Genomic DNA, 26,695 nt, shown 5'->3' on the forward strand with positions numbered 1-26,695 from the left:
AGCCAGCCTCAATGTCTACGGCAAGGATTTTGCGCAGACGCAAATCGACTTGTTCAACGAGGACTTGAAGCGGTCGAGGCAGATCAGCTTGGCGGAGTGGCAGGCGCGCCCGATGAGCGAGAAGGTTACCGAGTGGCTGGCCAGCAGGCTTCACATGCAGTTATAGCGTATCGTTGGTGGAAGGGGGTGGCGGACGTCTGACAGCTACCTTCCGTCAGCTCGATTCACAAAGGTTAATGCGGATCATCTACAAACATGCAGGATGGCCGCGCCAATGTTGAGATTGGTCAAGCCCGGCCTTCGGTCGCTGTGTCACGAACATGTCCGCTGGCCGAGTTTCCTTTGGGTTTAGGGCGACGGAGGCGGCAATGCCGATCACAAGACTGTCGAAAGGTGCGTTCACGCCCGATGAGGTGAGCTTTCTCGGTCGCGTCCTTGAGCTCAGCGCGGGCGCCAATGAAACCGAGGAGCAGCGCGAACGGCGGGCCTTGCGCATCATCGCCAACTACATGGCGGGAATTACTGACGAGCGGGAGCTGGCCGAGCTTTCGCGAAGACCGCTGGGCAGATAATGCCGCGGAGCGCCTAGCCAAGCAAAACCGAGTTGAAACTTTCGACGGCCCTTCTAGTTCGGTTGGAAGGAGGATCTTTGATATGACTGAACCCGGTGAAGGCAGTTCCCACGGTCGAATTGACGACAAGCAGCTCGTCATTCTGCTGAAAGAGAAAACCGGCATCTCGGAGGCTCAAGCCAGGAGGCTGATAAAGGCCGTCGGGCGCGACCGACCGTCGCTTCTGCGAGAAGCACGGATCATAAGGGCGCGCGTCCAGACGTCCACTTCAAGCCGCGTGTGACCGGCTGAATGCGGCGGATGCCCGCCGGATCTCGTGGCGGCGTTTCGCGACCGGCTGCTTCGAAGATCGAGCCGGCTGAAGCAAAGCTCGTCGGAAATTCCCTGCTTGCGAAGACGCGCTTGTTGCGCGATGCTCCGCAAAATGGCTGGCGAATATCTGGACCACAAACTGGAATGCCCGTTTTGCGGCACCATCCGTCTGCAGATCCCGGCCGATGCCCAGCCCGCAACACCGATCCATTGCGCCGAGTGCGGCGCATATCTCGGCACATGGGACGAGCTTCAAACCGACTTCGAGCAGCAAGGCGGTACGGACGGCGTGTTCCGGCTGGATCAGGGGCGTATCCAGAAGCTCAATTCCAGTCGCTGACAAGGCCGCCGCCGCCGGCTTGGGCCGAGCAGCGGACAGAAGGATTGGACTTGTACAAATTGGACATGACCGCATCCGCCAAGTCCTTGACGGCTCAAATTCGTAAACCCATATCGCATCCAGGCGCGGACCGCTGATCCCCGCCCGTCCCAAACTCAAATTGTTCGTTCGATTTGGAGGATCTTATGAACGATCGGATGTTCGACAGCCCTGTTTTCGTCAAGAGCGGAAACAGCCTCATCCAGGAAATCGCCTGCCTCGAAGACGCCCTGGAATTTCTCTATGAATGGCCCAAGAACCGGCGTGGGCCGATCTATGAAACGGCACTGCGCGCCTGCCAGCGGGCATTCGACAGCGGCTTTCCGCTGACGGCCGCCAGAGAGGCATTTTGCGGTTTTGCGAAGTCCGCCAGAATCCAGGAAGACGTGAGCACCACCTTGCCCTGGATGATCAGCAAAGGCGGCAAGGGCGGCGGGCTGACCGCCTAATCGCGGATCGAGGAGGGTTCGCGATGCTCGCCAAACCGTTCGAAAAGCCAATCCATGTCTGGGTAGGACTGGGATTTCCGCGTCAATTGAACACCGTGGCGGACGCCTATCAATTCGTCATCGACTGGTGCGGCAACAGCCCCGAGCAGAAGGCCGCGATCCGCGCCTGCAGAGCCGCCCTGGCTGGGGATGTGGATGCGGAAACAGCGAGGGGTGTTTTCGTCGCCTTTGCTCGCAAGAAGGATATCCTCATCGAGGATGGTGCCATTCCCCCCATCCCGCGAAGCGCTCAGCCGAAACATGTCTGACGTGTTTGAGGCGGCGGCCAGCGCCGCCTCAATCGTCTTCAGCCGCGATCGCCGGTAGCGAAGCACTTTCGACGATCTTCACTCCGCCCGTCCCCGACAGGAACCAGATCGGGGCTGCCGCGTCATAGAGGCAGGTCCTTGTCGCGGTTCCGGAGTGATGTCGATGATCAGGCTCGTTGTTGTCGTCGCGGTGGCGCTCGCGCTTGCATGCGGCGTCGCGCAGGCAGCGAGGCTGGAGCCCGATGCCGTCAATCAGGCGCAATTCAGCGAGGGCGAACCGAACGGCGTCAGCCCCATGCTGCTCAAGGCGCAGGTGCTTCTGGATCGCGCCCGCTTCTCCCCCGGCCTGATCGACGGCCGCGTTTCGGAGAACTTCACGAAGGCCGTCGCGGCCTTCCAGGCGGCGAACGGGTTGCCCTCCGACGGCAAGCTTACGCGGGAGACCTGGGACAAGCTCGCGGCAACTTTTGCCGGCCCTGTGCTGACAACATACGAAGTCACGGCCAAGGATGTGCGCGGCCCCTTCACCAAGCGCATTCCGGCCCGCATGGAGAGCATGGCGCATCTCAAGCGCCTCGGCTACCGCAACGCACGGGAGAAGCTGGCGGAGCGGTTTCACGTCAGTGAGCAATTGCTGAGGATGCTTAACCTCCGCGCGGGATTCAGCAAGGCCGGCACGACCCTGGCGGTGCCCGATGTCGGCCGAGGCGATCCTCCTTCACAGATTGCCAGCGTCGAGGTCGACAAGGCATCCCGCCAGGTGCGCGCCCTCGATGCGTCGGGCAAGGCGATTGCAGTCTATCCGGCCTCGATCGGCAGCGAGGAAAAGCCGGCGCCGAGCGGCACGGCCGAGGTCAAGCGCGTGGTGCACAATCCGACCTATCGCTACAATCCGAAATTCGCCTTCAAGGGGGTGAAGACCAGGCATCCCTTCACCATCGCCAAGGGGCCCAACAATCCCGTCGGATCGGTGTGGATCGACCTCTCGATCGAAAGCTACGGCATCCACGGCACGCCCGACCCGGGCAAGATCGGCACCACCTTCTCGCATGGCTGCATCCGTATGACCAACTGGGACGCCGAGGACCTCGCCGCCATGGTCAAGCCGGGCACGAAGGTCGACTTCAAGGACGAGGCCGCCCAAGAGGGGCAAACCAGGTGAGTACCGCAGGCCCGAGCCATGCCGCGCATACCTCTGCATAAGCCCAATTTATCATGACCCCTCATTTTTGAAGACGTTACACCGCCAATCACCAACTGTAGCTTTCAGCGGCACTTTGCTCTGAACGGTCGAAATTGGTGATTTGATGCAGACACATGCGCGGGTGGTGGTCGTCGGCGGAGGATGCGTCGGCGCGGGTATTCTTTACGGCCTGGCCAAGCGCGGCTGGACCGATGTCACGCTGCTGGAGCGCACGCAGCTCACGGCCGGCTCGACCTGGCACGCGGCGGGGCTCATCCCCTCCTATGCCCGCAACATCAATGTCGGGCGAATGATCAACAAGACGATCGAGATCTATGAGGGGCTGGAGGCCGAGACCGGGCAGCCGGTGGGCTGGCACAAATGCGGGCAGCTGCGCATCGCCAACTCCAGGGACCGGCTCGACGAATTCAAAAGCTATATGAGCGTCGCCGAGGTGCAGGGCATGCGGGCGCAATTGCTCACACCCGACGAGGCGCACAAGCTCTGGCCGCTGCTCGACAACAAACAGATGCTGGGCGCGCTCTACCATCCCGATGACGGGCATATCGCGCCGGCCGACGTCACGCATGCCATGGCCAAGGGCGCGCGGGATCTCGGCGCCAAGGTCTATCTCAACACCGAGGTCACCGGGTTCAACCGGACGCCCAGCGGCGAGTGGCTCGTCCAGACCAATAACGGTGATATCACCTGCGAGCATGTGATTTGCGCCACCGGCAATTACGCGCGCCAGACCGGGGCGCTGCTCGGCCTCGACATCCCGGCGATCCCGATCCTGCACCAGTACTGGATCACCGAAGCGGTGCCGGAAGTCGTAGAGCGCAAGCGCGCTGGGCGGCCCGAAATGCCGATCCTGCGCGACGAGGGTTTTGAAGGATATCTGCGCGAAGAAGGCGACGGGTTGATGTTCGGGCCTTACGAACGCACCGAAAACCTGAAGCTGTTCGCCGAGGACGGCGTGCCTGCCTGGTTCGGCGCCGATCTGCTGGAAGAGGATTTCGAGGCGGTTTCATGGAACTGGGAACAGGCGCTGCATCTGGTCCCGGCGCTCGGGCGTGTCGGCATCAAGGCCAATGTGCGCGGACCCTTCCAGATGACGGCAGACGAGCTGCCTTTGATGGGACCGGCGTGGGGCCTGCCCAATATATGGCTGGCCGAAGGCGTGCCGGGCGGCATCCTATGGGGCGGCACGATCGGCTATTATCTCTCGGAGCGGATCGTCGAGGGCGGCAACAGCCTCGACATCTCCGATCTCGATCCGCGCCGTTTCGGCGATTACGCCAACAAGGCCTGGACGCGCGAGAAGGTGCGCGAGGCCTGGGGCACGCATGCCGAACAGAAGTATCCGGGACAGGACATGCCCGCCGCCCGGCCGCAGAAGACCGCGCCGTCCTATGACCGGCTGACGGAACTGGGAGCGGTCTGGGGCGTGCTCAATGGCTGGGAGATGCCCAACTGGTTCGCACGCGATGGGGTCGAGGCCAAGGACCAGTATAGCTGGCGCTGGACACCCAAGGGGAACCTCGTCGGCGAGGAAGTGCTGGCGGTGCGCAACGCCGTCGGCCTCGTCGAGATGACGCCGATGACGAAGTTCGAAGTGTCCGGCTCAAATGCGCATGCCTGGCTGGACAGGATCGTCGCCAACCGACTGCCGGCCGTCGGCAAGGTGACGCTGGCGCATCATCTCACCGCCGGTGGTGGCGTGCAGGCGGAATATATGGTGGCGCGGCTTGGCGAGGACCTGTTCTACCTGATCTCGACGCCGCGTGCCGAACGCTGGAATTTCGACGATCTTTCCAGACTGCTTCCCGCCGACGGCAGCGTGAGCCTGAAGAACGTCACCAACGACCGCGGCTGCTTTACGGTCGTCGGACCCAAGGCGCGCGAGGTGCTGCAGCCGCTGACCGAGATCGACCTTTCTAACGAAAGTTTTCCGTGGTTCGGCGTGAAGACCGGCAGCGTCGCCTTGGCAAGCGACGTGCGGCTGCTGCGGGTGAACTATGAAGGCGAGCTCGGCTGGGAGCTCTACCACCCCCTGCCCTACCAGCGGCAATTGCTCGACGCGATCCTCAAGGAAGGCGAGAAGCACGGCATGCGGCTGGTCGGACTGCATGCGCTGGAGTCGCTCAGGCTCGAGAAATCCTATCGCGCCATGTATCGCGACATGAACCCGGAGCTCAACGCGCTGGAGAGCGGGCTGGAGCGCTTCATCCGCCTCGACAAGGGCGACTTCATCGGGCGCGACGCGGTTCTGAAATACAAGGGGCGCAACGACCGGAGGCGATCCGTGACGCTCAGGATCGACACCGATGGCGCAAGCACGCTTGCCAATGAAGGGCTCTATAGCGACGGCGCGCTGGTCGGGCGCATCACGTCGGGCGGCTATGGCTATGCGCTTGGGCATGACGTGGCGCTGGCGCTGCTGCCCGAGCGGTTTTCGAAGCCAGGTACCAAGCTCAACGTCGCGGTCCTGGGCGACTGGAAGATCGCCGAGGTGATCGCGGATTCGCCTTACGATCCGACCTCGGCCAGGGCGCGGATGTAACCGGCATGCGCATCGATCGGATCAACGTCTATTCGGCGCAATTGCCGGTCAAAGGCGGCGTCTACCGGATGGCCAGCGCCGATGTGGAGGCTCTGGACTCGACGCTTGTCGAGATCGTCACCGATGACGGTTTTGCCGGATGGGGCGAGACCTGCCCGATCGGCCCGGTCTACCAGGCGCATCATGCGCTGGGCGCCCGCGCCGCGATCGCCGAGATCGCGCCGGGGCTGATCGGCGCAGAGATTGCCTCGATCAGGGCGCTCGCCAAGCAGATGGACGAGCGCCTCAACGGGCACGGCTACGCCAAGGCTGCTTTCGACACGGCCTTTCTCGACCTGCTCGGCCAAAAACTCGGCGTGCCGGTCTCGACGCTTTTGGGCGGGGCGCTGACGGACCGCGTGCCGGCCTATTATTCGCTGATCGTCGGCGCCCCTGACGAGACGGCGAGGATCGCCGCCGACAAGGTGAAGGCCGGCTATCCGCGACTGCAGGTGAAGATCGGCGGGCGCAATCTCGAAGAAGACGTAGAGGTCGTCCACAAGGTCTGGGAAGCGGTCGGCTACAAGGCGAGCATCGCGGTCGACGGCAACCGGGGCCTGACGGTGGCCGCCGCGATCCATCTCGACCGGCTCTGCCAGCAAATCCCCTTCATCTTCGAGCAGCCCTGCAACACGATGGACGAGATCGCGACGCTGAAAGGCCGCGTCACGCATCCCGTCTATCTCGACGAAAGCACCGAAGACCAGAACGCGGTGCTGAGGGCGATCTCGCTGGGGATTGCCGATGGCTTCGGCTTCAAGGTGACACGTCTGGGTGGCCTGACGAAGATGACGACGGTGCGCGATCTCTGCACCATCCGCTCCCTGCCGCACAGTTGCGACGACGCCTGGGGCGGCGACATCATCGCGGCGGCCTGCGTGCATCTGGCCGCCACAGTCGAGCCGCGCCGCATGGAAGGCACCTGGATCGCCCAGGAATACATCAAAGGCCATTTCGACCAGAAGCACCCGGTCGTCATCAAGCAAGGTCACATCGCCGTGCCGCAGCGGCCGGGGCTCGGCGTGAAACCCGAGCCCGGCATGTTCGGCAAAGCAGTGGCGATATACGGGCCGTAACTCTAGGCACAAGCCTGCGCGGTGAAGGCCCGGAATTGTGCCGGCGATCACTTCGCGAACGACGCGGATCGTTCCGCCCTGTCCCGCGTTCTTGTGACACGCAAGGAGGAACGGCGATGGACGACGATCGGACCGAGAAGATCAGGCAGCGTGCCTATGAAATCTTTCAACGCGAGGGCGGCATCCTCGGCAATCATGAACGGCACTGGCATCAGGCCGAAATGGAGATCGACCGCGAAGCGGCCCTGCCGATGACGGCGAACGACGCGCTGCCCGAAACGCGCGAGATCGACAGCGCGGACGTGCTGACGGTGGAGGCGCTTGCGGTGCGCACCGGCATTTCGGGCGAGGAGGCACAGGAGCTGCTCGACAGGCTGGGCAACGATCGCGCGGCGATCGAGGAGGCGGCACGGAGTCTCAAGGCGAAGCGGCACAGCTGACGAGCCAGCAATCGACCTATCTGCGCTCGGCGGAAGAAGCACGGGCATACCCCAAAGCACGTCCCTCGGCGCCTGCGCTCGGCGTGCGCACTCTCCATCCGGGTTGACAGGAAAGACGCACGACCCTAATTTCGCGTTAGTGGCCACTAACGCGAAATACTGGACAGCGCTCGGCGATCCGACGCGACGCACGATCTTCGAACTGCTGGTCGACCGACCCAGTTCGGTGAGCGGGCTCGCCAATGTGTTGCCGGTCACGAGGCCGGCGGTCTCGCAGCACTTGAAGGTGCTCAAGGATGCCGGGCTGGTGGCCGACACGCGTTCGGGCAAGGAACGCATTTACCGCATCGATCCGGATGGCCTCACGGCCTTTCGGGCTGAGATCGACCAGTTCTGGGTGAAGACGCTTGCCGCCTACGCGCAAATTGTCGAGCAACCGACAGAGGACGAAACATGATCAAGCAACCGGCCCCTGCTCCCGTAAGGCATTCGGTCGTGGTCGCCGCGCCGATCGCGCGCGCCTTCAAGGTGTTCACCGAGGATTTCGGCAATTTCAAACCGCGCGAGCACAATCTGCTCGCCGTGCCGATCGCGGAAACGATCTTCGAGCCGCGGGTCGGCGGCCACGTCTACGATCGCGGCGTCGACGGCTCGGAATGCCGCTTCGCCCGTGTGCTCGCCTACGAGCCGCCGAACCGGCTGCTCTTAAGCTGGGACATCAACCCGCGCTGGCAGATCGAAACTGATCTCGCCCGCACAAGCGAGTGGGAAGTCCGCTTCACGGCCGAGGCGGAAAACCGGACCCGGGTCGAAATCGAGCATCGCCATATCGAACGGCATGGCCAGGGCTGGGAAAGCGTGCGCGGCGGCGTCGAGGGCGATCAGGGCTGGCCGCTTTATCTGCAGCGGTACCAGGAGCTTTTTGCCCGGGCGGCCTGATAGCAGCGCCCCGCATCGGCGGACGGCCGCGGCCGATATGGCCACTGCGATGAGGAGGAGAGCAGACCATGGAACCCTATTGGTTGAGCATTCTGGGCGTGCTTGCGCTCTGTCTCCTGTCGGTGGCGCTGGCGATCTATTCCGGCTCGTCCAAGGGATTTGCGGGCAAGCTTGCGGGTCCGGTCATCCCGGCGGACGACAATAATCCGCTCTACCGGATCGACCGCGTCCACATGAACTCGGTCGAGGCACACGCGCCCTTTGTTGTGCCCGCTGGGTTGGCGATGATGGCCGGTGTCGGACCGGTGACGCTGGCCGTGCTCGTGTGGATCCATCTGGCGATACGCCTCATGCACATGGTGATCTACCTGCGAGGCGGAAAAGCCGCCAAGGGCGGCAGCGTCAGGACAATCCTCTATGTCTCGGGCGCGCTGGTCACGCTTGTCCTCATCCTCGTGACGGGATGGGCGGCGCTTCGCTGAGCAGCGCTCCTTTTCGCTCCGTCGGCGGAACCCTCGCCCCGATCGGAGGTTCATCCCCTGTACAACCACAGGAGATGCGCCATGGACCATACCAGCCACGTAAGACTGACCAATGCCGAGCTCACGCCGGACATCCTCGAAGGCGCGACCATCTACGGCCCCGATGACGAGAAGATCGGCTCGGTCGACCATCTGCACGGCAGCCAGGTCGTCATCGATGTTGGCGGCTTTCTCGGCATCGGCGCGAAGCCGGTGGCCGTCACCGCCAGCCAGCTCGATTTCATGCGCGACGAGGACGGCGACGTGCATGCCGTCACCAGTTGGACGAAGGACCAGCTGAAGGCGATGCCCGAGCATCGCGACTGAAGCGCTTCGAGCAGCTCGCGCTCGGAGGCCTGCATCTGGCCGCCGTGCTCAACGAGACGCCGGCGGTCGACAAATAATAAGAGGCGGTGCCGCCCTGGCCGGCGGTTCGCTCCACGCCGTTTCCCGAAGGCAGTCCCGGCGAAGAAAAAAGCCCGCTCCGGCATGCCGAAGCGGGCGCAAATTTCAGGACAGCAAATTTACTTGCAGTCTTTCAGCATCTTCAGCGCCTTTTCGGCATTGGCCTGGGACGTGTAAGCCTTCGTCCCGGCATCGGTCAGTTTCTTGCCGTCCGGCTTCGTGGAAACCACGGAGCATTTCTTGGTGGTGGCGTCCTTTGCCACCCAATACTGCGTGGCCGCAAATGCCGGCATGCTGAAAAGCGAAACAACCGAAACTGTAACCAGAACTTTGCGAATCATAGCTTTCTCCCAAGTTGAATTCGGCTCGGCCCATTCATCCGGAAGTGCCCATCACGCGGATAGCCGAGCCGAACCGCTGGCGAGCCGTATCGCGAATTAATCGCTGAGGGCAATTTACAAAAATGTAAAGTTCGGCCGGGCCTGCAAGGCCGTGAGACGAAGCTATCGGCGCACCGCCGCTATGAGACAGGCGCAGAGCCCCACATTGACCGTGGCGGCGACCGCGAGCGTGGCCAGGACGAGATTGCCGCCGCCCACGGCAAGAAGCAGCGCTCCTATGGAAGGAGCCGCCGCCTGGACGATGAGGCTGGGCGTCGCGAGCTTGCCCATCAGCGCTGCATATTGCCGCGGGTCGAACAGCACCAGCGGCAGCGCGCCGCGCGCGATCGTGTGGATGCCGTTGCCGGCGCCGTAAAGGATCAAAGCAAGCGCAACGAAGGTCTGGCTCGCCAGGAGCAGCCAGATCCCGGCCGCGAGCAGCGATACGGATGTCAGCATCGTCCAGATCGGATGGTGCCGGTTGCGGCCGATCAGCAGCTCCGCCACCCTCGCGCCGACCTGTGACGGGCCGACCAATGCGCCAAGGCCGACGGCGGCCGCCAGGCCCACGCCGCGCAATTGCAGCAGCGTCAGCAGGTGGACGGAGAGCATGGATGCGATCATCGCGGCCAATGTCAGGATCGACGCCAGCAGAATGAAGCGTGCCCGCATCCTGCCCGTGGCCGACGCCTCCTTCGACCTGTCCTTCACCGGCGCGGGCGCCATGGGCGGCGGTGGCGGGATCACCCAAAGATGGAGCGGCAGACAGATCGCCAGATGGATCGCGGCGTAGCAAAGACAGGCGATGCGCCACCCGCCATGCTCGACAAGGAAGGCGCTGAGCGGCCAGCAGACCGTGCTGGCGAAACCACCGAAGAGCGTCAGGTTGGTGATGGCGCTTCGCGCACCCTGCCCATAGAGGCGGCCGAGCGTGGCGAAACCGGCATCGTAGAGGCCGCTCGACATGCCCAGGCCCATGAGCAGCCAGGCAATCAGGTAAAGGGGATAGGCGGTTGCGGTCGCCAGCAGCGAATGGGCAGCGGCCAACAGCAACGAGCTCGCGGCAAGCACAGGCCGGCCGCCATGGCGCTGGATCAGCCGTCCGGTGACGGGCGAGACCAGCCCGGCAAGCAGCAGCCCGCAGGACAGCCCGGCGACGACCGAGGCGAGCGACCAGCCGGTATCCTCGGCAATCGGCGCGGCAAGCACGGCGGGCAGATAATAGGACGATCCCCAGGCGAGGATCTGCGTGACGCCGAGAGCCGAAACGAGGACGTGGCGATTGCGAGCGATGGGCGCGGCGGCGTCCAATCAGGCTTGCCCCGCCGTGTAAGCGACTTTCTCGCCGTCCTCCTTGACGAACTCGCGCACTGGATTGTCGAGCAGCGGCAGTACCGCTTCCGAGGGCCGGCAGAGTTTTGTTCCTTTGAGCGTCTCGACGATAGGCCGGTTGATCAGGATCGGATGAGCGAGCATGAAATCGATCAGCTCGTCATCGCTCCATTTCGGGTCGGAGAGACCAAGGTCGGCGTAGGGGGTCCCTTTCTCCCGCAACAAATCGCGCGCAGAGATCCCCATTGCCGCGATCAGTTCGAGCAGCCGCTGGCGGCTCGGCGGCGTCCTCAGATATTCGACCACAACCGGCTCCTCGCCGCTGGCGCGGATCATGGCGAGCGTGTTGCGCGAGGTGCCGCAAGCGGGATTGTGATAGATCGTGACCGTCATGGCTCTGCTTTCCGTGGCTGATATTGCTGAACGGTTTCGGGCTTGAGCAGCCAGCCCATCAGCGCCAGCGCGATCAAGGCGCCGAGCAGTTCGGCGACGATGAAGCCCGGCAGATCGACCGGCCTGATGCCGGAGAAGGTGTTGGTAAGCGAGCGCGCCACGGCGACGGCGGGATTGGCGAAAGACGTGGACGCCGTGAACCAATAGGCGGCCGTGATATAGAGCCCGACCAGCCACGGCACGGCCGGCCGTTCGAAACGGAGGCCGGCAAGGATGACGGCGACAAGGCCGAATGTTGCGACCGCTTCCGAGAACCACTGCGCCGGCCCGGCACGCAGCTTCGTCGCAACCTCCAGCATCGGCAGGGCGAACATGAGATGCGCCGCCATCGTGCCGGCAATGCCGCCGGCGACCTGCGCGGCGAGATAGGCAACAAGATCACGGGTTGGCAGCGACCGCTTGAGGCAGAACACCAGCGAAACGGCTGGATTGAAATGCGCGCCGGAGATCGGCCCGAGGATGGTGATCAACACCACTAGCATGGCACCGGTTGCAAGCGTGTTACCAAGCAGCGCCAGCGCGATGTCATACGTCAGCGTCTCGGCCATGATACCGGAGCCGACGACGGTCGCCACCAGCAGACCGGTGCCCAAAGCTTCAGCCGCGAACCGTCGCGGCAAATCGAAAGTGTTCATCGTAAGGTCTCGGGTTCGGCGACGAGCGAAATGGTCATTGCCGGGTCACCTCGCCCGGCTCGCAGCAAGGTGCTGTGAGCGCCGGCACGCAGATTTCGGGGCGGCCCGAGCAGCAATCCTCCATCAGGAAGCGGATCAGCCCGGACAGCGCGTCGTATTCGGCGCTGTAGACGATCGAGCGGGCATCACGCCTCGCGGTCACGAGGCCAGACCGTTCCAATTCCTTGAGATGGAAGCTGACATTGGACGGCGAGACCTCGACTTGTTCGGCGAGCGAACCGGCGGCGATGCCATCCGGCCCGGCAACGACCAGCAACCGTAGCAGGCGCAGGCGTGTTTCCTGCGACAGCGCGCCAAAGGCGATCAGGGCTTGACGTTCATCCACGTTTCAATAATCCTTGAAATATTGAAATGAGGAATAGCCGACATGCTCTCTTCTGACAACCGGAAAAATGTCGTCCCGATCGACCCCTCCGACTTGACCATCGGCGATCTGCTGGGCGCGCTTGCCGATCACAAGGATAGACCGCTGATGTTCCGCTATGACGGGCGACCGGTAAAGCCGGGCTACCACGTCACCGAGGTGAAGGCAGGACAGTTCGCGGCGCTGGATTGCGAAGCAAATCCGGAATCCTGGTCGGAGATATTCGTCCAGCTGTGGGACGTGGACGAAGGCGGCCCCGTCCATATGCCAGCCGGCAAATTCGCCGCGATCATCCGCAAGGTTTCGGACCATGTCGGTCTCGACCAGGCGGCGAAGCTGACCTTCGAGGTCAGCGACGGCGTCCGCCCAATCGAATTGTACCGGGCGGCTCAGCCAAGCGTCGTTGACGGTGTCATCGAGGTCGAGTTGACGCCACGGCCGGCAAGCTGCAAGCCGCGCGACCGCTGGCTAAAGGAACAGAAAGCGGCAAGCCAGCCATGCTGCGGAGCGAGCCGCTGCTGCTGACCTTGCGAATCGTGGCGAGCGGCGCCGCTGCTTTAGAACCGGATTATGCCGTTGGCCTGCAGCAGATAGAGAGCCACGAGAACGATGGCGATCAGCGCCACCCAAACGGCTGTCCTGCCCATGCGCGAATTTCCTGTTGATCGGCAGCGATGAACGGGCTCGCGGCGGTTGCGTTCCATGCGTGCCGGGTTGCACGTGCGGGCCAGGATCAAGTGACGAATTGGTTAGACGTCCGACGCGTCAGTCCTTCGGCGCGTTGCTGTAGAGCGCCACGCCGACGCGGTCGTTGCGCCGCCACCGCACCAAAGCGCGATAGGCCGTGTCGTCGGCTGGAACCTCGAGCAGGAAGCGTTCGGGGATGCCCATATCGGCGGCCACGCGCAATTCCGCACCCTGCTCGTGCTGGTTTCTGACCGAGCAGCGGATCCGGACGCCGTTGGCAATGATCGTGGCTTCCTTGAGCACGAATTCGCGCACATGAAGACGGCGCTCGGTCTCGGGATATTCGGCCATGGGCAGCGGACTCCTCGGGCAAGGCTCTCCTCGCCACGGGGCCGCACCATAGCAGCGAGGCGTTTCCGTTCCGTTAGCGATTGCTGAAACGGCGAGGCTCGCCCGCTCGTCGGCAGGTGAGTGGTTCTCCGGCGTTATATTGCGCCGGCGACCACGCCGCTCGCATGCAACACCCAGCGGCGGCCGTCGCTGCGGAATTCGGTGAGCGACAGCGGCTCGATGTCGATCTTCCAGACCGAGGAGAGCGGCGCGCCCAGCACATGCACGATGGCGGCGCGGATCGGCACGGCGTGGGTGAGCGCGATGGTGTGGCCGCTCTCGGCGGCAAGGCGCTCCAGCAGTGCCGCGCCGCGCCGGGCCACAGCGGTAAGCGACTCGCCGTCATGGGGTGCGGCATCCGGGTCGGAAAGCCATGCCGCCATGCCTTCCGGATCCTCCGCCTGCACCTCCTCGAAACTTTTGCCGGCCCAGCGCCCGAAATCCTGCTCGGCAAGCAGCGGCTCGACCGTCGGATCAAGGCCGAGCACCTCGGCCGTCTGCCGCGCGGCCAGCTCCGGGCTCGTCCAGACGCGGTCGGCACGGCGCAGCGAAATGGCCAGCGCGCCGGCACGCTCGAAGGACCGCGGCTCCAGCGCCTCGTCAGTCGGAAAACGACCCTTGCGCGTGGCCTGCGTCGCGCCGGTTGCGATCATCGTCAGGCGGGCGAGCATCCCAAAACTCCGTGGTCCAGTGAAATTTCGGCCGCGCGAAGCCGTATTGGCCATTACATGTCGTTGACAGGCGAACGAAGTGCTGACAAGTGTTTTAGCGCTATACGGGATTGGAAGCCGGTGCGAGTCCGGCACGGTCGCGCCACTGTGATCGGCACCAGCCGAAAGTCAGGCCTTATTCCGCAGCATTGTTCGATCAACGGGACGCAGTATCCCACGGGAGGTCAATATGTCCGACACCACCTTCGCCCCCAGCTACGGTCCGGTTGCGATACCGGTTCGCGAGCTTCTGCCGTGGGCCATCTTCGCCGGCCTGATGCTGATGATGGCGATCTATTTCGTCGGTGCGGAAGAAGGCGCGACGTCGCTGATCCGTGGCAGCTATGTGCACGAATTCGTGCATGATGGCCGCCACCTGCTCGGCTTCCCCTGCCACTAAAGCGGTTCAGCATCGCTGAACCCTTTCGATTCTGATCTAACGCAATTCCGGACGGAAACCGCTACGCACTTTTCCTGGAATTGCTTGGTTGGCTTAACGCAATTCCGGACGGAAAACCGCTACGCACTTTTCCTGGAATTGCTCAGAAGGATTAGTGACATGGTCGGAAAACTTTTGCTGCGCGGCATGCTTGTCGGGCTGGTTGCGGGGATTCTGGCATTCGCCTTCGCGCGCGTCTATGGCGAGCCGCAGGTCCACAAGGCGATCGCCTTCGAGGACCAGCAGGCCCAGGCCGCCGGGGCGGCGCCGGAGCCCGAGATGGTCAGTCGCACCACGCAGGCCGGCATCGGTCTCGCAACCGGCGTACTGGTCTATGGCGCCGCCCTTGGCGGGCTGTTCTCGCTGGTCTTCGCCTATGCCCATGGCCGTCTGGGCTCGCTCGGTCCGCGCGGCACCTCGGCGCTGATCGCGCTGCTCGGCTTCCTTGCCGCGATCGTTGTTCCGAGCCTCAAATACCCAGCGAATCCGCCGGCGGTAGGCAATGCCGAGACCATCGGCTACCGCACCGAGCTGTTCTTCATCATGATCGTCGTCTCGATCGCGGCGATGGTGGCGGCGGTCGGCCTGGCGCAACGGCTGTGGAACCGGCTCGGCGCCTGGAACGCCTCGATCGTCGCGGGCCTCGCTTTCCTCGTCGTCTTCGCGCTGGTGAAGGCGGCGCTGCCCGACATCAATGAAGTGCCGGAGAACTTCTCGGCGACCGTGCTGTGGCAGTTCCGCATCGCCTCGCTCGGCATCCAGCTGGTGCTGTGGACCGTCGTCGGGCTCGGCTTCGGCGCGGCTGCCGAGCGCGTCGTCGCGGTGCGCGACCAGCGCAGCCCGGCACGCCGCTACGCCTGAAATCCGATGCGTTGGCTGCCACGGTTTCGCGCCCTGGCGGCCAAAGTGGCTCAACGGTCGGTACGACCGCCGAGCCACTTTGGTCCTTTGTTTTCTCGCAATTCCGGACGGAAAACCGCAGCACACTTTTCCTGGAATTGCTCGGTTTCGGTGCTGCTCGCACTTCTGGCCGCCACATCCGCGCAAGCGCATGGCGGCTCGTCGGACCCGCCTCCCCCCGGCATCCAGATCCCCAGCCTCACCCACGGCCAGATGGCGGTGATTGCGCGCTACCGAGGCGATATCCTGGACCTTGCCCAACGCCAGACCGTGACCGACCCGACTTTCCGGCGGCTCTACAATCACGGCAATCTGCAATTCACCTACTGCCTCTGGGGCCTGATGCCGGGAAGTCTTGGCGACGAAGAGAGCCCGTTCAACGAATGCAGCCACGCCTATCTCGCCACCGCCAAAGCGCTGCTCACCTATATGGCCACGATGCCCTCCGCCGAACGCAACGCGAAGGCGCTGATCTCCGACATCGATGCCGACATGGTGCGCAGCGGCGCGTCGTGGATCCTGTGCCAGTATAGCGGCGAGGCCTTCAGCACCGGCGCGGTCGTGAAGCCACGCTGGCGGGACATCTTCTTCCACCTACCGAGCCTCGCGGTGCTGCTTGCCGCGGCCACTGCGCTCACCGCCGCCGCATGGTCGATTATCGGCGCGCCGGGTAGCCGCACGGCCTAGGGGCGTTTCACCGTTTCACCGAAACCGGGCGCGCATCACAATTCCGAGAGCGCGATGTCATCTCGGAACGGCAGACGTTTTCCATTTGGGCACCTGGGCTGAACACAGGAGCAAATCATGCATGGAAAAATCATAGCTGGCCTCGCGTTAGCAGCCTCCCTTGGAATTGCCCAACCCTCCCTTGCCGCACCCGACTGGAAGGCGGTAGCGCAGGCGCTCGGGAAATCCGGCACAGAAGCGCTAGGGGGAGTCTACCGCGTCGGGCTGCCTCGTTCCGATCTGAAAGTCACTCTCGACGGCGTGGAACTCAAACCGGCCTTGGCGCTCGGCTCGTGGCTCGCATTCAAACCCCTGGGCGATCACGATGCCATGGTAATGGGCGATCTCGTGTTGACCGTGCCCGAGATCGACCTGGTGATGATGAAACTGATTGAAAGCGGCATCGAGGTCACGGCCCTCCACAATCACCTGCAGAGGGCCCAGCCGGAGACGATGTATATGCACGTCCTTGGGCACGGCGATCCGGAGAAGCTGGCTGCGGCGCTGCATTTGGCGTTGCAGCAGAGTGGAACGCCGCTTTCGGACGCACCGGCGAGCGCCGCCGCTGCTTCGAAAGCGATCGATCTTGATACGCAAACCATTGACCAGGCGCTTGGACACAAAGGCAAGGTCACCGGCGGTGTCTACCAGGTCAGCATCGCGCGCGCAGAAACCATCAAGGACGATGGCATGGAGGTGCCTGACGCAATGGGCTCCGCGATTGCCATCAACTTCCAGCCGACCGGAAGTGGCAAGGCCGCGATCACCGGCGATTTCGTCCTGATCGCCTCTGAAGTGAATCCGGTGCTACGAGCCCTGCGGGAAAGCGGGATAGAGGTCACCGCTGTGCACAACCACATGCTCGACGATCAACCCCGGCTGTTCTTCATGCATTTTTGGGCAAATGACGATGTCGGGACGTTGGCCAAAGGGCTGAAGCTGGCGCTCGATCAGGTGCACCTTAGGACGGGTAGCTGACTTTGCCGCAGTCCCGGCCAAATTCGGAAGGCGGCGGCATTGGCCCGGCCGGCGCCGAACAGCCGGGCCACCAGCCAGAAGGAGGCCGCGCTGCGGACATCTACGCGGCGCGCGCCCTTCGGGATTTTGGGGACGGCTTAGCCGCAGTGCTCCTACCGGTATATCTAGCGTCGATCGGGCTTGGGCCGCTGGAGATCGGTGTCGTGGCTACCGCCGCACTCCTTGGTTCGGCATTGTTGACGCTCGGCATCGGCTTCCTGGCTGTGCGCGCAGACCGGCGCACCCTGCTTCTGGCTGCGTCCGGCCTGATGATCGCAACCGGGTTGGCCTATACGCAGTCAAGCACCTATGCACTTCTTCTGCTCGTGGCCTTCCTGGGCACCATCAATCCTTCGTCGGGAAGCGTAAGCATCTTCGTTCCGCTGGAGCATGCAGTCCTGTCGCGGCTCGTCGCCGACGCGGACCGCACCAGGGCGTTCGCGCGTTACAGCCTGCTGGGGGCGCTAGCGGCAGCGTTTGGCGCCCTTGCCGCAACCAGCCCGGACTTTCTGGTGACGATCGGGATGTCGCGATTAACGGCGCTGAAGGCGATGTTCGTCCTCTATGCATGTCTCGGCCTGGCGGGAGGCTTGGTATACGCGCGCATTCCAGTCGGTCCCAAAACCTCGCCCAAGGACCGGCCGGCAGCGGCGCTTGGGCCGTCGCGCGGCATTGTTTACAAGTTGGCGGCCCTGTTCAGCATCGATGCGTTCGCCGGCGGGTTTGCGGTGCAGTCGCTCATGGCTTTGTGGTTGTTCAGCAAGTTTGGGCTTTCACTGTCGACTGCCGGGGTGTTCTTTTTCTGGTCGGGTGTTTTATCGGCTGTCTCATTTCCGGTCGCCGCATGGCTGTCGAACCGCATCGGGCTTGTGAACACGATGGTGTTCACTCACATCCCGTCAAGCATCTGCTTGATCCTGGCCGCCCTGGTGCCGAATCTTCATGCCTCCCTGGCATTTCTTCTTGTACGCGCAGCACTGTCCCAGATGGACGTGCCCACCCGCTCCTCATATGTGATGGCAGTCGTCACGCCGCCGGAGCGGCCTGCGGCGGCGAGCGTCACGTCGGTTCCACGCAGTCTCGCGGCAGCGGCGAGCCCGGCCATTGCCGGGGCGCTGTTTGCTGCAGGGTTCGAAGCCTGGCCGCTGGTGATCTGCGGTGTCCTCAAGATCCTCTATGATCTGGCTTTGCTTTGGGCTTTCCGCCACGTCAAGCCGCCTGAGGAGCTATGAGGCTACGCCTCTGCAAGAAGGGCAATCAACCCGATTTCGGCCTGCGCAGCACAGAGTTCAGCCATCTCTGAATTGCAAAAAAACCAGCGATTTCAAGCAACCAAGACCTGGCGCAAAGCCGCGCCGAACAGGAACAACCCAGTGCCGATCTCCAACAGCGTCCAGATGCAGGCGGCATTAGAGCCAAACCGGTCCATTCACGTGCTCATGGTGATGGCCTTCCGGCTCGGCCATGGCGAAGGGGAGATCCTCGCTGTCGGGACCTGCAGCCAGTTGCAGCCTGGCGCTGAACTCGTGCGGCTCGGCCGGGGCGACCAGGCTTGCAGATAATGGTGATCTCCGCCGACCGGAGACAGCGGCAGGCTTTCGACCGCACCGTCCGCCCTTTCGATGGCGACGTTCGCCCGCAGGCCCTCGGCGTGACGCGACAGGCGCAGCCGCATGCGCTCGCCCTGCGGCGTGTCGACGATCTCGAGTAACCCGCTGGCGAGCTTGCCCGAGACCAGGAACGGATCGGGCGCATGATGGTGGCCGCCTTCGGTCCGTGGCTCGGCAAAGCGCACCGTGGCGACGTCGAGCGCGGGAATGTGCGCGAAGAGCTCGGCCTTGAGCAATGCGGCGATGTTGTTCGCGGCGGCAAGCAGCAGCCCGTCATTGACTGCAATCTCCACATCGACATGCAGCTTGTGGCCTAGCCAGCGGGCCTTGGCGTCAACCACCTTTTCGATCCCGACGACATGTTCGGCGGCGTGGTGAATCTCATCAACGAGGCCGGGCCCGACGCCGTCCAGCATGCGCGTCAGCACCGAGCGCGCCGATTGCCAGACGATGCCGAAGATGGCGACCGTGATGAGCAGGCCTATGATCGGATCGGCCAATGGGTAACTAAGCCAGACGCCGACCGCGCCGGCAATGACGGCGAGGCTGGTGAGGCCGTCGGTGCGGGCGTGATAGCCATCGGCGATCAAGGCCGCGCTGTTGATCTGGCGACCGACGCGGATGCGGAAGACCGCCACCGCCTCGTTGCCGAGGAAGCCGATCACGCCGGCCGCGGCGAGCCAGCCCAGGAATAGGACAGGGCGCGGATTGACAAGCGGTTGACAGCTTCATACCCGGCCACGAGCGCGCTCGCCAGGATGATGAGCACGATGATGATGCCGGCCAGGTCCTCGACCCGGCCGAGGCCGTAGGTGAACCTGCGGGTCGGCTTGCGCCGCACCAGCACGAAAGCGATCCACAGCGGTATGGCCGTCGTCGCGTCAGCGATGTTGTGGATGGTATCGGCAAGCAGTGCCACGCTGCCCGAAGCCATGACGACGACGATTTGCAAGGCGGCGGTGATCGCCAGGATCGCGAACGACCACTTGATCGCCCAGATGCCGCGATCGGTGGTGGCGATGGTGGCGTCGATCACGCCATGCGTGTGGCCGTGCGGTCCGTGTTGGCCGTGGCCATGCCCGCCATGATCATCTCCGTGCGCGCCGAAGCCGAACCAGTCCAGAGCTTTTTCCCACATCGAACGTCTCACAGATATTTGGTGAGCTGCTTGAGCTCCTTGAGCGTGCCCCTGGTCGATTCGCCGCCTTCGACGAGACAATGCTCGATATGGTCGTGGATCAGCTCGCGCTTGGCGTTGCCGACGGCGCTTTCGACGGCGTGGAGCTGTTGCGCGAGATCGAGACAGGAGCGCCCCTGCTCGAACATAGCGAGGACGGCGGCGAGATGGCCGTGCGCGCGCCTGAGCCTGGCGATGATATCAGATCAAGCCGACTTGCGGGCAGGCCTCCCCGTCGACGGCGCCTTGATCCCTTCCTTGGCAAGGCTCTTCCTCAGCACCGCAGCCAGATCGATGACGTTTTCCTTCGGCTTGGGCGCCGCCTTCGGCAGCTTCTTGCCCTTGCGCTTGGCATCGATCATCGCAATCAGCGCATCCTCATAAGTGTCTTCGAATTTCGATGGGTCGAACTTGGTCACCTTCTTGTCGATCAGGAGTTCGGCGATCTCCAGGAGATCCTTGTCGTATTTCGGCGACTTCAGACCCTCGAAGACGCTTTTTTCCGATACCATCTCGTTGCGCGTGCGCAGCTCGGTGAGCAGCATGCCCTTGCCGAAGGGCTGGATCACGACCTCGCGGCCACGCTGGTAGAGCACCACGCAGGACCTTGCGGCGACACGCTTCTTCTTCATCGCCTCACGCAATACGCTGAAAGCCTCAAGCGCGGCACCATCGGCGGGGACGAGGTAATAAGGCTTTTCCAGATAGCGCGTGTCGATGTCATCCAGGGCGACGAACTCGTCGACCTCCAGCGTGTGCGCCGAGGTGAGTTTCAGCTTCTTGATCTCGTCCGGCTCGATCTCGATGTAATCGTTCTCTTCCAGTTCGAAGCCCTTGGTCTGATCCTCGGTCTCGACGACATCGCCGGTCTGCTCGTCGACATAGGCGCTTTTCACCGGCAAGCCATCCTTGCGGTTCAGTATCTTGAAATGCACCTTGCCGGCCTCGCTTGTGGCGCCGACCAGCTTGATGCCGCAAGACACAGAGCCGACCTTCAGAAAACCCTTCCAAACCGCGCGTGGCGCAACCATGTGGCATCCCCATTGTCGTTGCGAGCAACAGGAACATCTGTCGACCCGCGGGGTTCCGTTCGCCAAGCTCCAGCAGTCGAGCAGCCAAGACGGCATATGCGACGCGCCGCTCGGCCTTGTGGTCAATCAAAGGCATGCGCATCACCTTCGCGATGCCGTTGATGGCGTCTCCCGTTTATGGCGATTGGACACAGTACCTGCCGCGAAATCCTGGCTTCATGTGATCGGCGGAGGCAGCGCAGAGGCAACCAAACGCTTGTTTTCCCGTTTATTTCAGCAGCTGGCGGCACCGGGCGTGTCGTCAGCCAATTGGCTCCAGGGCGACATTCGCGCGGAGCAGAAGGGAGGCCGCAATGACACGGCCCGTTGTTGAAATAGGGGATAGGGTGGCGGTGCTCGTGACGGTGACCGAGCGCGTCAAAGACCGCGTCATGCTGGCGCTCGACGGCGACAGCCATAATTATTCGATGGTCGAGCCCAACGCCAAGGCCGGCGACAAGCTCAGGCTCGAAGGCGAAGTCGTCCATGTCGACGAGGATCTCGGACGCACGACCGTACAGGTGCTGGGGCGCGTGACCGTCGACACCAAGTCGGTCGAGATGGTGACGCGCCGTTGCGACCTCGACCATATCGGCTCCAACGTGCCTGGCCACCCTCGCCCGCGCACCCCGTCGCGACCACATGGGTGAAGAGCGGATCACGGCCCTTCTTCGCGCGTCCTTGCGCTGAATCAACCGTGAAGCTGCCTAATGGCGCTTGAAATACTGCACTTCGCGTTCGTGCTTTTCGGCGGCTTCCCGCGACTTGAAGGTCCTGGGATCGGTCTTGCGCGAATAGAGCCGGTATTCGCCGGATTTCAGCTTGCGGATCATCGCTGTCTCCTTGTGAACCAAGACTCTAACCCAACTGAGGCCGTCGCGGTTCCAAGCAGGCCATCCCGCCCGCTTGCGGCCCGGCAGCAAAAAAAGTGCTGCTGTCGGTGAACCATTTCACGGACGCAAACGACCCAATGTCGGAATCCACACCGCAACGACACGATTTGGTCGGATTATTTGCATTCAAATGACTTTCGCGACGTTACGGATGTCGCTGAAGTGCCGGATCTGAGGAGGGCGAGATGGTTACGGCGAAGCTTCATGGCGTTGAACTCGTCAGGGGCCAGAAGTGGACGGTCCGCGTCACCGCCTACGGCACCACGCTCGTCTTCCCCTTCGAAGCCGAGCAGCATGCGCGCTCCTATGCCGACGGCCAAGCCTTCCGCCTCGGCGTCGACGTTGTGGAATTGAAGGATTGCGCCTGAGCGACCAAGCCGTCGACCGCCAAATGGCCCGAAGACCCGCGCACCCTTATATAAGCGGCATGTCTATGCTCGATGCGGCAAAGCAGTGGGCGCGCAAGATCAAGCGCGATGTGGTGGCGCTCTGGATTGCCGCCCGTGATCCGCGCGTGCCCTGGTACGCAAAAGCGGCCGCAGGCGCCGTCGCGGCCTATGCGCTGAGCCCTGTCGATCTAATTCCGGACTTCATCCCGATCATCGGCTACCTGGACGACCTGCTGATCGTGCCTGTCGGCATCATGCTCGCCGTGAAGCTGGTTCCGGCCGATCTGATGCGGGAATTCCGCGAAGATGCCATGCGACGCGAGAAGCCGGTGAGCAAGGCCGGTCTCGCCTTCATGATCGCGCTCTGGGCGCTGGCGGCGCTGGGGCTCACCTGGTTGTTCTGGCCGAAGCCGGCCTAAATGCTTCGGCGCGCGTGGCCGCGCATGCAAGAGCATCTCACCCAGCAGGTAAATTAGCTATCACTTGTAATTCATGCAAATCAGGGCCATGCTCTCCAAGCTCGTGAAACGACGGGCGCAATGGGTGGGTCAACAAGGGTCAGGCGTGATGGAGTTCGCAGTGTGCTATGACCACAGCGGGTTCGATCTGGTGCGGTCCGTCTTCCTCGATGCCACGGCATTCTTCGCGCTGATGGTGCCATGGGCGATCGCCCGGCTGGTCGAGATATCGCGCGAAGATGGCGCGGCCCGACTGCAGGCTGCCTGAGCCTGAAAGCCGCAAAGATCTAGTCGTCGCGGACGACCTTTCGGATGGGCAGGTCGCCGAGCAGCGCCGAGCAATCGATCTCCTCCTGGAAGTGCGCCTGCGGATCGAGCACCAGCCACGAAGCGTGGGTGCGAAGGTCCTTCAGCCTGGCGTTCTTTTGTGCGCGCGCCAAGCGCTCGGCCTCGGCAACCGAGGCCTGAAAAGGCCTTTCGACCTTGTGATGATGAGAGATCCTCGACATCGCGGCGGACAACGCACTTGCCCGCTTTTCGTTCCGTCGAACGAGGACGACCGGACGCCTGCCATCCCAGCGCGTCTCCTGTCGCCGTCTCTGGGCGATATGGAACATGGGAGGACGCCGGATCGGCAGTTTGGGTAGCCCGGCTTGCCTTGGCGGCAAAGAGTACGGCTCTTTGACAGGCAAGCCGGGCTAAAGCGCCGACATTGGGTTTCCTTGGGGGGAGCCGGCGCAGGGTCAGAGTGTTCGTTTCCCATTGTGCCCGCAATTGTTGCTGAGGTCCTATGCGCCAGCGCAATGGTCCGACCGTGTGGCGCTGACGAATCACCCATCACCGGAGCGCTTCCCTGACGCAATTCCGGAAGCTATGAAGGCGCTGGGCTCAACCGCTCACATTTCCCTGGCAACGCTTTGCGTCCGAACGCTCTAAGCCCGCGTGACGCGACCGACGTTTTGCAGCGCTCTCTTGACGAACAGCTCGGCGTGCCGCGCCCATTCCGCTTCCGCGACGTCGTTCTCGCGAACAGACTGCCTGAAAGCTTCCCGCAGCGCCTCGAGCTCAAAGATCGACAACGGCTGATTTCTTTTTTGCTTTTTTGTACCGGCGTCCATAACGTGTTGCCAAGAACCGCAAGGTTTTAACCCATTATGCGGTGGTTGTTCGAGCCATCAACAGCTTGGCCCTGACTTCTTTTGGGGGCAATTTGCGGCGACTCCAGCGGCTTATGTCAGCCGGTAGAACGCGGGGCTACGAGCGGGGCCATTCAAGAGCCAGCCGCTATATGTTTTCATCCATAACGAACGGCGGGAGACCGCGAGCGGCTGGCATCGGCCGCCCTGTAGCGCTGTATCCGCCGAAGCATATGTCTTTAGATGTGGACCTCGGGCTCTATTGGTGATTGTCTCGGCAATGCAGAGCCGCAAGAGATGATCCAAATCCAGGTGGCAACCGGCCCGCGTCTTCCCCGTCAATAGGAATGGCGCGGGCTTTTGCCATGGGGAAGCATGAGCAGCCTTCCCTGGCTGCGAATCGGAGGTGGTACGGGCCTGCAAACCGCCTCGCCATTAACCTTCCCGACGGGCACGGACCAAGGTCGGTGTCGCAATTGCCTCCCCTGGCCTATACTCTGGCGAACGGGTGGGTGAGCGGTGCCGATGTTTGGGAGGTATTTGAAACGACCTGCACGAATCTGGAGCGGTCTGTCGCTGGCCTGGCAGTTCGTGATCGCGGGCGGCATCGGCCTTCTGGCGGTGATGCTCGTGGTCGGGCTGTGGGTGACATCGCAGATCCGTGACGGCGTCTTGCACAATTCCGCCGCGACCACCGCGCTCTATGTCGACAGCGTAATCGCGCCGCTGCTGCCCGACATGCGCAAGAGCCAGGAACTCGACGACACGGTCAAGCGGGCGCTGGACGAGACGCTCGGCCAGGGCGCACTCGGCAAAAGGCTGGTGTCGTTCAAGCTTTGGCGGCGCGACGGCACAATCCTCTATTCAAAGGACGCAAGCCTGATCGGGAGGCAGATCAAGCCCAACGCCAACCTCATCGCCGCTTTTGCCGGCAACGTCATGGTCAAATACAACAGGCTCGAGGACGAGGAAGACGACAAGGAGCGGTCGATGGGCGCTCCGCTGCTGGAAATCTACAATCCGGTGCGCGAGCCCTGGTCGGGAGAGGTCGTGGCCGTGACCGAATTCTACGAATTGTCCGGCGACTTCGAGGAATCGCTCCACTCGGCCCTGCTGTGGACATGGCTGGTGGTGGCGGCCGCCACCGCCGCGGCGCTCGCCCTGCTCTCCGGTATCGTTTTCCGTGGCAGCCGCACCATCGTCACCCAACAGGCTGCGCTCGAGGCCAAGGTTTCGGAATTGCAGGCGGCGCTGGCGCAGAATTCGTCGCTGCGCCAGCGCGTGCAGCGCGCCTCGCGCCGCGCCACCGCCATCAATGAACGGTATCTGAGGCGTATCGGCGCCGATCTGCATGACGGGCCGGCGCAACTGGTAGCGCTCGCAGCGCTCAGGATGGACAGCCCGGTGCTGGTCGATCCGACAACATCGAGCACGCTGCGCGAGGCCGAGATCGCCGGCATCCACAAGACGCTCGGCGAAGCGATGCGCGAAATACGCGGCATCTGCAACGGGCTGGTGCTGCCGCAGATCGAGACGCAGGCCATCGCCGACATTTTGCGGCTCGCGGTGGCCGAGCATGAGCGGCGCACCAGCACCAAAGTGTTGCTAACCCTGCCCGATCGCTTGCCGGAACTTGGCACCTCGGAAAAGATCAGCATCTATCGCTTCGTGCAGGAAGGCCTGAACAACGCCTTCCGGCACGGCAAGGGCAAGGGCCAGCAGGTCAGAACCACGACGAAAGGCGGCAAGCTCCTCGTCGAGGTTGTGGACACCGGCCCCGGGTTCGACCCGGCCCGAAGCGAGGGCCTTGGGCTTGCGGGCCTGAGGGAGCGTATCGAAAGCATCGGCGGGCAGTTCGAAACGCTGTCTGGCCCGGGAGGAACAAGACTGGTGATCACCCTGTCTGTCGAGGAGCAACCGTGAGCGCATCCATCCGCATCGCAATAGTCGACGACCATCCCCTGTTTCGCGAGGGCGTGGCGCGCAGCCTCGGCGAAATGGGGGGCTTCGAACTGGTGGGCGAAGGCGCCAGCGCCGAGGACGCCGAAAGGCTGGCGCGCGCCAGCACGCCCGATATCCTCCTGCTCGACATCAGCATGCCGGGCGGCGGCCTCAACGCGCTCGCCGGCATCCTTGCAGCGATGCCCGAGCAGAAGATCGTCATGCTCACCGTGTCGGAGACCAATGCCGATGTCGCCCAGGCGCTGAAGGCAGGCGCACGCGGCTATGTGCTGAAAGGCGTCGGCTCCAAGGCGCTGGCCGAGATCCTGCGCGATGTCGCCAATGGCCAGAGCTACGTATCGCCGAGCCTCTCGGCCAGGCTGCTTTCCGACCTTCTGCAGCCCACAGGCGGCAAGCCCGATCCGCTGAGCCAACTCACCGGCCGCGAGGCCGAGATCCTGAAACTGGTCGCAGAGGGGCTGAGCAACAAGGAGGTCGCCGCCCGGCTGTCGCTGCAGGAGAAGACGGTCAAGCATCACATGACCAGGGTGCTCGCCAAGCTCAACGTGCGCAATCGCACCGAGGCGGCGCTGCTGATGCATGAGGCGAGGGAAAGGCAGCAAGTTAGGCAGTAGGCAGGTAGGCAGTGGCGAAGATGACATTCTACTGCCTACTGCCTACTGCCTACTGCCTACTGCCTAAAAGCAATCACCCCGGCCTCCATGGACAGGGGGTGACATGC

At 63.2% G+C, this 26,695-nt stretch carries 37 protein-coding genes, 1 pseudogene and 1 riboswitch; of the genes and pseudogenes, 25 read left to right on the plus strand and 13 right to left on the minus strand.

Annotated elements, in window-relative coordinates; genetic code table 11:
* Positions 1-368 precede the first annotated feature (368 nt).
* From O7A05_RS16420 to O7A05_RS16475, 12 genes are all read left to right on the plus strand, one after another.
* Positions 369-572 (plus strand): hypothetical protein, encoded by a 204-nt coding sequence (locus tag O7A05_RS16420; RefSeq protein ID WP_337094096.1) that lies wholly within the window; start codon positions 369-371, stop codon positions 570-572.
* 424 nt (positions 573-996) lie between these two features.
* Positions 997-1,224 (plus strand): hypothetical protein, encoded by a 228-nt coding sequence (locus O7A05_RS16425; RefSeq protein WP_337094097.1) that lies wholly within the window; start codon positions 997-999, stop codon positions 1,222-1,224.
* A 185-nt stretch (positions 1,225-1,409) separates the two neighbouring features.
* A complete protein-coding gene (locus O7A05_RS16430) occupies positions 1,410-1,712 on the plus strand; it encodes a DUF982 domain-containing protein (RefSeq protein WP_337094098.1) in 303 nt (100 codons plus the stop codon).
* Between the two features lie 23 nt (positions 1,713-1,735).
* The gene (locus O7A05_RS16435) at positions 1,736-2,020 is read left to right on the plus strand and encodes a DUF982 domain-containing protein (protein ID WP_337094099.1); all 285 of its coding nucleotides are present in this window, start codon (positions 1,736-1,738) and stop codon (positions 2,018-2,020) included.
* A 163-nt stretch (positions 2,021-2,183) separates the two neighbouring features.
* A complete protein-coding gene (locus tag O7A05_RS16440) occupies positions 2,184-3,182 on the plus strand; it encodes a L,D-transpeptidase family protein (RefSeq protein ID WP_337094100.1) in 999 nt (332 codons plus the stop codon).
* Positions 3,183-3,327: 145 nt separating this feature from the next.
* A complete protein-coding gene (locus O7A05_RS16445) occupies positions 3,328-5,766 on the plus strand; it encodes a GcvT family protein (protein ID WP_337094101.1) in 2,439 nt (812 codons plus the stop codon).
* Positions 5,767-5,771: 5 nt separating this feature from the next.
* Complete coding sequence (locus O7A05_RS16450) at positions 5,772-6,881, plus strand: mandelate racemase/muconate lactonizing enzyme family protein (protein WP_337094102.1); 1,110 nt, start codon at positions 5,772-5,774, stop codon at positions 6,879-6,881.
* Positions 6,882-6,997: 116 nt separating this feature from the next.
* The gene (locus O7A05_RS16455) at positions 6,998-7,321 is read left to right on the plus strand and encodes a DUF2934 domain-containing protein (RefSeq protein WP_337094103.1); all 324 of its coding nucleotides are present in this window, start codon (positions 6,998-7,000) and stop codon (positions 7,319-7,321) included.
* A gap of 139 nt (positions 7,322-7,460) precedes the next feature.
* Positions 7,461-7,778: an ArsR/SmtB family transcription factor gene (locus O7A05_RS16460; protein ID WP_337094104.1), complete on the plus strand. Its 318-nt coding sequence runs from the start codon at positions 7,461-7,463 to the stop codon at positions 7,776-7,778.
* A complete protein-coding gene (locus tag O7A05_RS16465; RefSeq protein WP_337094105.1) occupies positions 7,775-8,260 on the plus strand; it encodes an SRPBCC family protein in 486 nt (161 codons plus the stop codon). The genes O7A05_RS16460 and O7A05_RS16465 overlap by 4 nt, the downstream gene beginning before the upstream one ends.
* 68 nt (positions 8,261-8,328) lie before the next feature.
* Positions 8,329-8,742: an MAPEG family protein gene (locus O7A05_RS16470; protein WP_337094106.1), complete on the plus strand. Its 414-nt coding sequence runs from the start codon at positions 8,329-8,331 to the stop codon at positions 8,740-8,742.
* 81 nt (positions 8,743-8,823) lie between these two features.
* Positions 8,824-9,108: a hypothetical protein gene (locus O7A05_RS16475; protein ID WP_040980340.1), complete on the plus strand. Its 285-nt coding sequence runs from the start codon at positions 8,824-8,826 to the stop codon at positions 9,106-9,108.
* Positions 9,109-9,305: 197 nt separating this feature from the next.
* Here the strand turns inward: O7A05_RS16475 and O7A05_RS16480 are convergent, their stop codons facing one another.
* The 5 genes from O7A05_RS16480 to O7A05_RS16500 all read right to left on the minus strand — a co-directional run bounded on the left by O7A05_RS16480 (position 9,306) and on the right by O7A05_RS16500 (position 12,371).
* Positions 9,306-9,527: a hypothetical protein gene (locus O7A05_RS16480; protein WP_337094107.1), complete on the minus strand. Its 222-nt coding sequence runs from the start codon at positions 9,525-9,527 to the stop codon at positions 9,306-9,308.
* Positions 9,528-9,689: 162 nt separating this feature from the next.
* Entirely contained in the window at positions 9,690-10,877 is a 1,188-nt protein-coding gene (locus O7A05_RS16485; protein ID WP_337094108.1) for an MFS transporter, read from the minus strand.
* The gene (gene arsC / locus O7A05_RS16490; RefSeq protein WP_337094109.1) at positions 10,878-11,291 is read right to left on the minus strand and encodes an arsenate reductase (glutaredoxin); all 414 of its coding nucleotides are present in this window, start codon (positions 11,289-11,291) and stop codon (positions 10,878-10,880) included.
* Entirely contained in the window at positions 11,288-11,986 is a 699-nt protein-coding gene (locus O7A05_RS16495) for an MIP/aquaporin family protein (protein WP_337094110.1), read from the minus strand. The genes arsC and O7A05_RS16495 overlap by 4 nt, the downstream gene beginning before the upstream one ends.
* Before the next feature lie 34 nt (positions 11,987-12,020).
* Positions 12,021-12,371 (minus strand): ArsR/SmtB family transcription factor, encoded by a 351-nt coding sequence (locus O7A05_RS16500; RefSeq protein WP_337094111.1) that lies wholly within the window; start codon positions 12,369-12,371, stop codon positions 12,021-12,023.
* 42 nt (positions 12,372-12,413) lie between these two features.
* On the opposite strand from O7A05_RS16500, the gene O7A05_RS16505 reads away from it, so the two are divergent.
* Positions 12,414-12,935: a DUF6428 family protein gene (locus O7A05_RS16505; protein WP_337094112.1), complete on the plus strand. Its 522-nt coding sequence runs from the start codon at positions 12,414-12,416 to the stop codon at positions 12,933-12,935.
* A 240-nt stretch (positions 12,936-13,175) separates the two neighbouring features.
* Here the strand turns inward: O7A05_RS16505 and O7A05_RS16510 are convergent, their stop codons facing one another.
* Together O7A05_RS16510 and O7A05_RS16515 are read right to left on the minus strand one after the other, a co-directional pair.
* Positions 13,176-13,448 carry a PilZ domain-containing protein gene (locus O7A05_RS16510; protein ID WP_337094113.1) on the minus strand — a complete coding sequence of 91 codons (273 nt, stop codon included), beginning with the start codon at positions 13,446-13,448 and terminating at the stop codon, positions 13,176-13,178.
* A gap of 134 nt (positions 13,449-13,582) precedes the next feature.
* Positions 13,583-14,158: a histidine phosphatase family protein gene (locus tag O7A05_RS16515; RefSeq protein ID WP_337094114.1), complete on the minus strand. Its 576-nt coding sequence runs from the start codon at positions 14,156-14,158 to the stop codon at positions 13,583-13,585.
* Between the two features lie 85 nt (positions 14,159-14,243).
* A riboswitch (adenosylcobalamin (AdoCbl) riboswitch) is annotated at positions 14,244-14,387 on the plus strand.
* Here O7A05_RS16515 and O7A05_RS16520 point away from each other — a divergent pair.
* The 5 genes from O7A05_RS16520 to O7A05_RS16540 all read left to right on the plus strand — a co-directional run bounded on the left by O7A05_RS16520 (position 14,388) and on the right by O7A05_RS16540 (position 18,511).
* Positions 14,388-14,597 (plus strand): CbtB domain-containing protein, encoded by a 210-nt coding sequence (locus tag O7A05_RS16520; RefSeq protein ID WP_337094115.1) that lies wholly within the window; start codon positions 14,388-14,390, stop codon positions 14,595-14,597.
* A 159-nt stretch (positions 14,598-14,756) separates the two neighbouring features.
* Positions 14,757-15,497: a CbtA family protein gene (locus tag O7A05_RS16525; RefSeq protein ID WP_337094116.1), complete on the plus strand. Its 741-nt coding sequence runs from the start codon at positions 14,757-14,759 to the stop codon at positions 15,495-15,497.
* A 150-nt stretch (positions 15,498-15,647) separates the two neighbouring features.
* A complete protein-coding gene (locus tag O7A05_RS16530; protein WP_337094117.1) occupies positions 15,648-16,223 on the plus strand; it encodes a hypothetical protein in 576 nt (191 codons plus the stop codon).
* A gap of 117 nt (positions 16,224-16,340) precedes the next feature.
* Positions 16,341-17,240 carry a DUF1259 domain-containing protein gene (locus O7A05_RS16535; RefSeq protein WP_337094118.1) on the plus strand — a complete coding sequence of 300 codons (900 nt, stop codon included), beginning with the start codon at positions 16,341-16,343 and terminating at the stop codon, positions 17,238-17,240.
* Positions 17,241-17,278: 38 nt separating this feature from the next.
* On the plus strand, positions 17,279-18,511 hold the full coding sequence (locus tag O7A05_RS16540; protein ID WP_415927019.1) for an MFS transporter: 1,233 nt from the start codon (positions 17,279-17,281) through the stop codon (positions 18,509-18,511).
* Between the two features lie 177 nt (positions 18,512-18,688).
* On the opposite strand, the pseudogene O7A05_RS34430 reads toward O7A05_RS16540, so the two are convergent.
* From O7A05_RS34430 to ku, 3 genes and pseudogenes are all read right to left on the minus strand, one after another.
* A pseudogene (locus tag O7A05_RS34430) lies at positions 18,689-20,027 on the minus strand (cation diffusion facilitator family transporter).
* Positions 20,028-20,035: 8 nt separating this feature from the next.
* Complete coding sequence (locus O7A05_RS16555) at positions 20,036-20,266, minus strand: metal-sensing transcriptional repressor (protein ID WP_337094282.1); 231 nt, start codon at positions 20,264-20,266, stop codon at positions 20,036-20,038.
* A 6-nt stretch (positions 20,267-20,272) separates the two neighbouring features.
* Positions 20,273-21,097: a non-homologous end joining protein Ku gene (gene ku, locus O7A05_RS16560; RefSeq protein ID WP_337094121.1), complete on the minus strand. Its 825-nt coding sequence runs from the start codon at positions 21,095-21,097 to the stop codon at positions 20,273-20,275.
* Between ku and O7A05_RS16565 the strand changes: the two genes are divergently transcribed.
* Both O7A05_RS16565 and O7A05_RS16570 read left to right on the plus strand, forming a co-directional pair.
* Positions 21,096-21,470, plus strand: coding sequence for a hypothetical protein (locus tag O7A05_RS16565; RefSeq protein WP_337094122.1), 375 nt, complete (start codon positions 21,096-21,098; stop codon positions 21,468-21,470). The genes ku and O7A05_RS16565 overlap by 2 nt on opposite strands.
* Positions 21,451-21,786 carry a hypothetical protein gene (locus O7A05_RS16570; RefSeq protein ID WP_337094123.1) on the plus strand — a complete coding sequence of 112 codons (336 nt, stop codon included), beginning with the start codon at positions 21,451-21,453 and terminating at the stop codon, positions 21,784-21,786. The genes O7A05_RS16565 and O7A05_RS16570 overlap by 20 nt, the downstream gene beginning before the upstream one ends.
* A 57-nt stretch (positions 21,787-21,843) precedes the next feature.
* Here the strand turns inward: O7A05_RS16570 and O7A05_RS16575 are convergent, their stop codons facing one another.
* Positions 21,844-21,969, minus strand: a complete 126-nt coding sequence (locus tag O7A05_RS16575; protein WP_337094124.1) for a hypothetical protein — start codon at positions 21,967-21,969, stop codon at positions 21,844-21,846.
* 245 nt (positions 21,970-22,214) lie between these two features.
* Here O7A05_RS16575 and O7A05_RS16580 point away from each other — a divergent pair, with 245 nt between their 5' ends.
* The 3 genes from O7A05_RS16580 (at position 22,215) to O7A05_RS16590 (ending at position 23,144) form a co-directional block, all read left to right on the plus strand.
* Positions 22,215-22,397, plus strand: coding sequence for a hypothetical protein (locus O7A05_RS16580; protein ID WP_224513262.1), 183 nt, complete (start codon positions 22,215-22,217; stop codon positions 22,395-22,397).
* A 59-nt stretch (positions 22,398-22,456) separates the two neighbouring features.
* Positions 22,457-22,837 (plus strand): YkvA family protein, encoded by a 381-nt coding sequence (locus tag O7A05_RS16585; protein WP_337094125.1) that lies wholly within the window; start codon positions 22,457-22,459, stop codon positions 22,835-22,837.
* Between the two features lie 88 nt (positions 22,838-22,925).
* On the plus strand, positions 22,926-23,144 hold the full coding sequence (locus tag O7A05_RS16590) for a hypothetical protein (RefSeq protein WP_337094126.1): 219 nt from the start codon (positions 22,926-22,928) through the stop codon (positions 23,142-23,144).
* A 19-nt stretch (positions 23,145-23,163) separates the two neighbouring features.
* Here the strand turns inward: O7A05_RS16590 and O7A05_RS16595 are convergent, their stop codons facing one another.
* The gene (locus tag O7A05_RS16595; RefSeq protein ID WP_337094127.1) at positions 23,164-23,316 is read right to left on the minus strand and encodes a hypothetical protein; all 153 of its coding nucleotides are present in this window, start codon (positions 23,314-23,316) and stop codon (positions 23,164-23,166) included.
* Positions 23,317-23,808: 492 nt separating this feature from the next.
* Positions 23,809-23,994, minus strand: coding sequence for a hypothetical protein (locus O7A05_RS16600; protein ID WP_337094128.1), 186 nt, complete (start codon positions 23,992-23,994; stop codon positions 23,809-23,811).
* 543 nt (positions 23,995-24,537) lie between these two features.
* Here O7A05_RS16600 and O7A05_RS16605 point away from each other — a divergent pair.
* The gene (locus O7A05_RS16605) at positions 24,538-25,935 is read left to right on the plus strand and encodes a sensor histidine kinase (RefSeq protein WP_337094129.1); all 1,398 of its coding nucleotides are present in this window, start codon (positions 24,538-24,540) and stop codon (positions 25,933-25,935) included.
* The gene (locus O7A05_RS16610) at positions 25,932-26,588 is read left to right on the plus strand and encodes a response regulator transcription factor (protein WP_337094130.1); all 657 of its coding nucleotides are present in this window, start codon (positions 25,932-25,934) and stop codon (positions 26,586-26,588) included. Before O7A05_RS16605 ends, O7A05_RS16610 begins: the two co-directional genes overlap by 4 nt.
* Positions 26,589-26,695 lie beyond the last annotated feature (107 nt).

This window comes from Mesorhizobium argentiipisi (SeqCode) (assembly GCF_037179585.1).
Classification (GTDB): domain Bacteria; phylum Pseudomonadota; class Alphaproteobacteria; order Rhizobiales; family Rhizobiaceae; genus Mesorhizobium; species Mesorhizobium argentiipisi.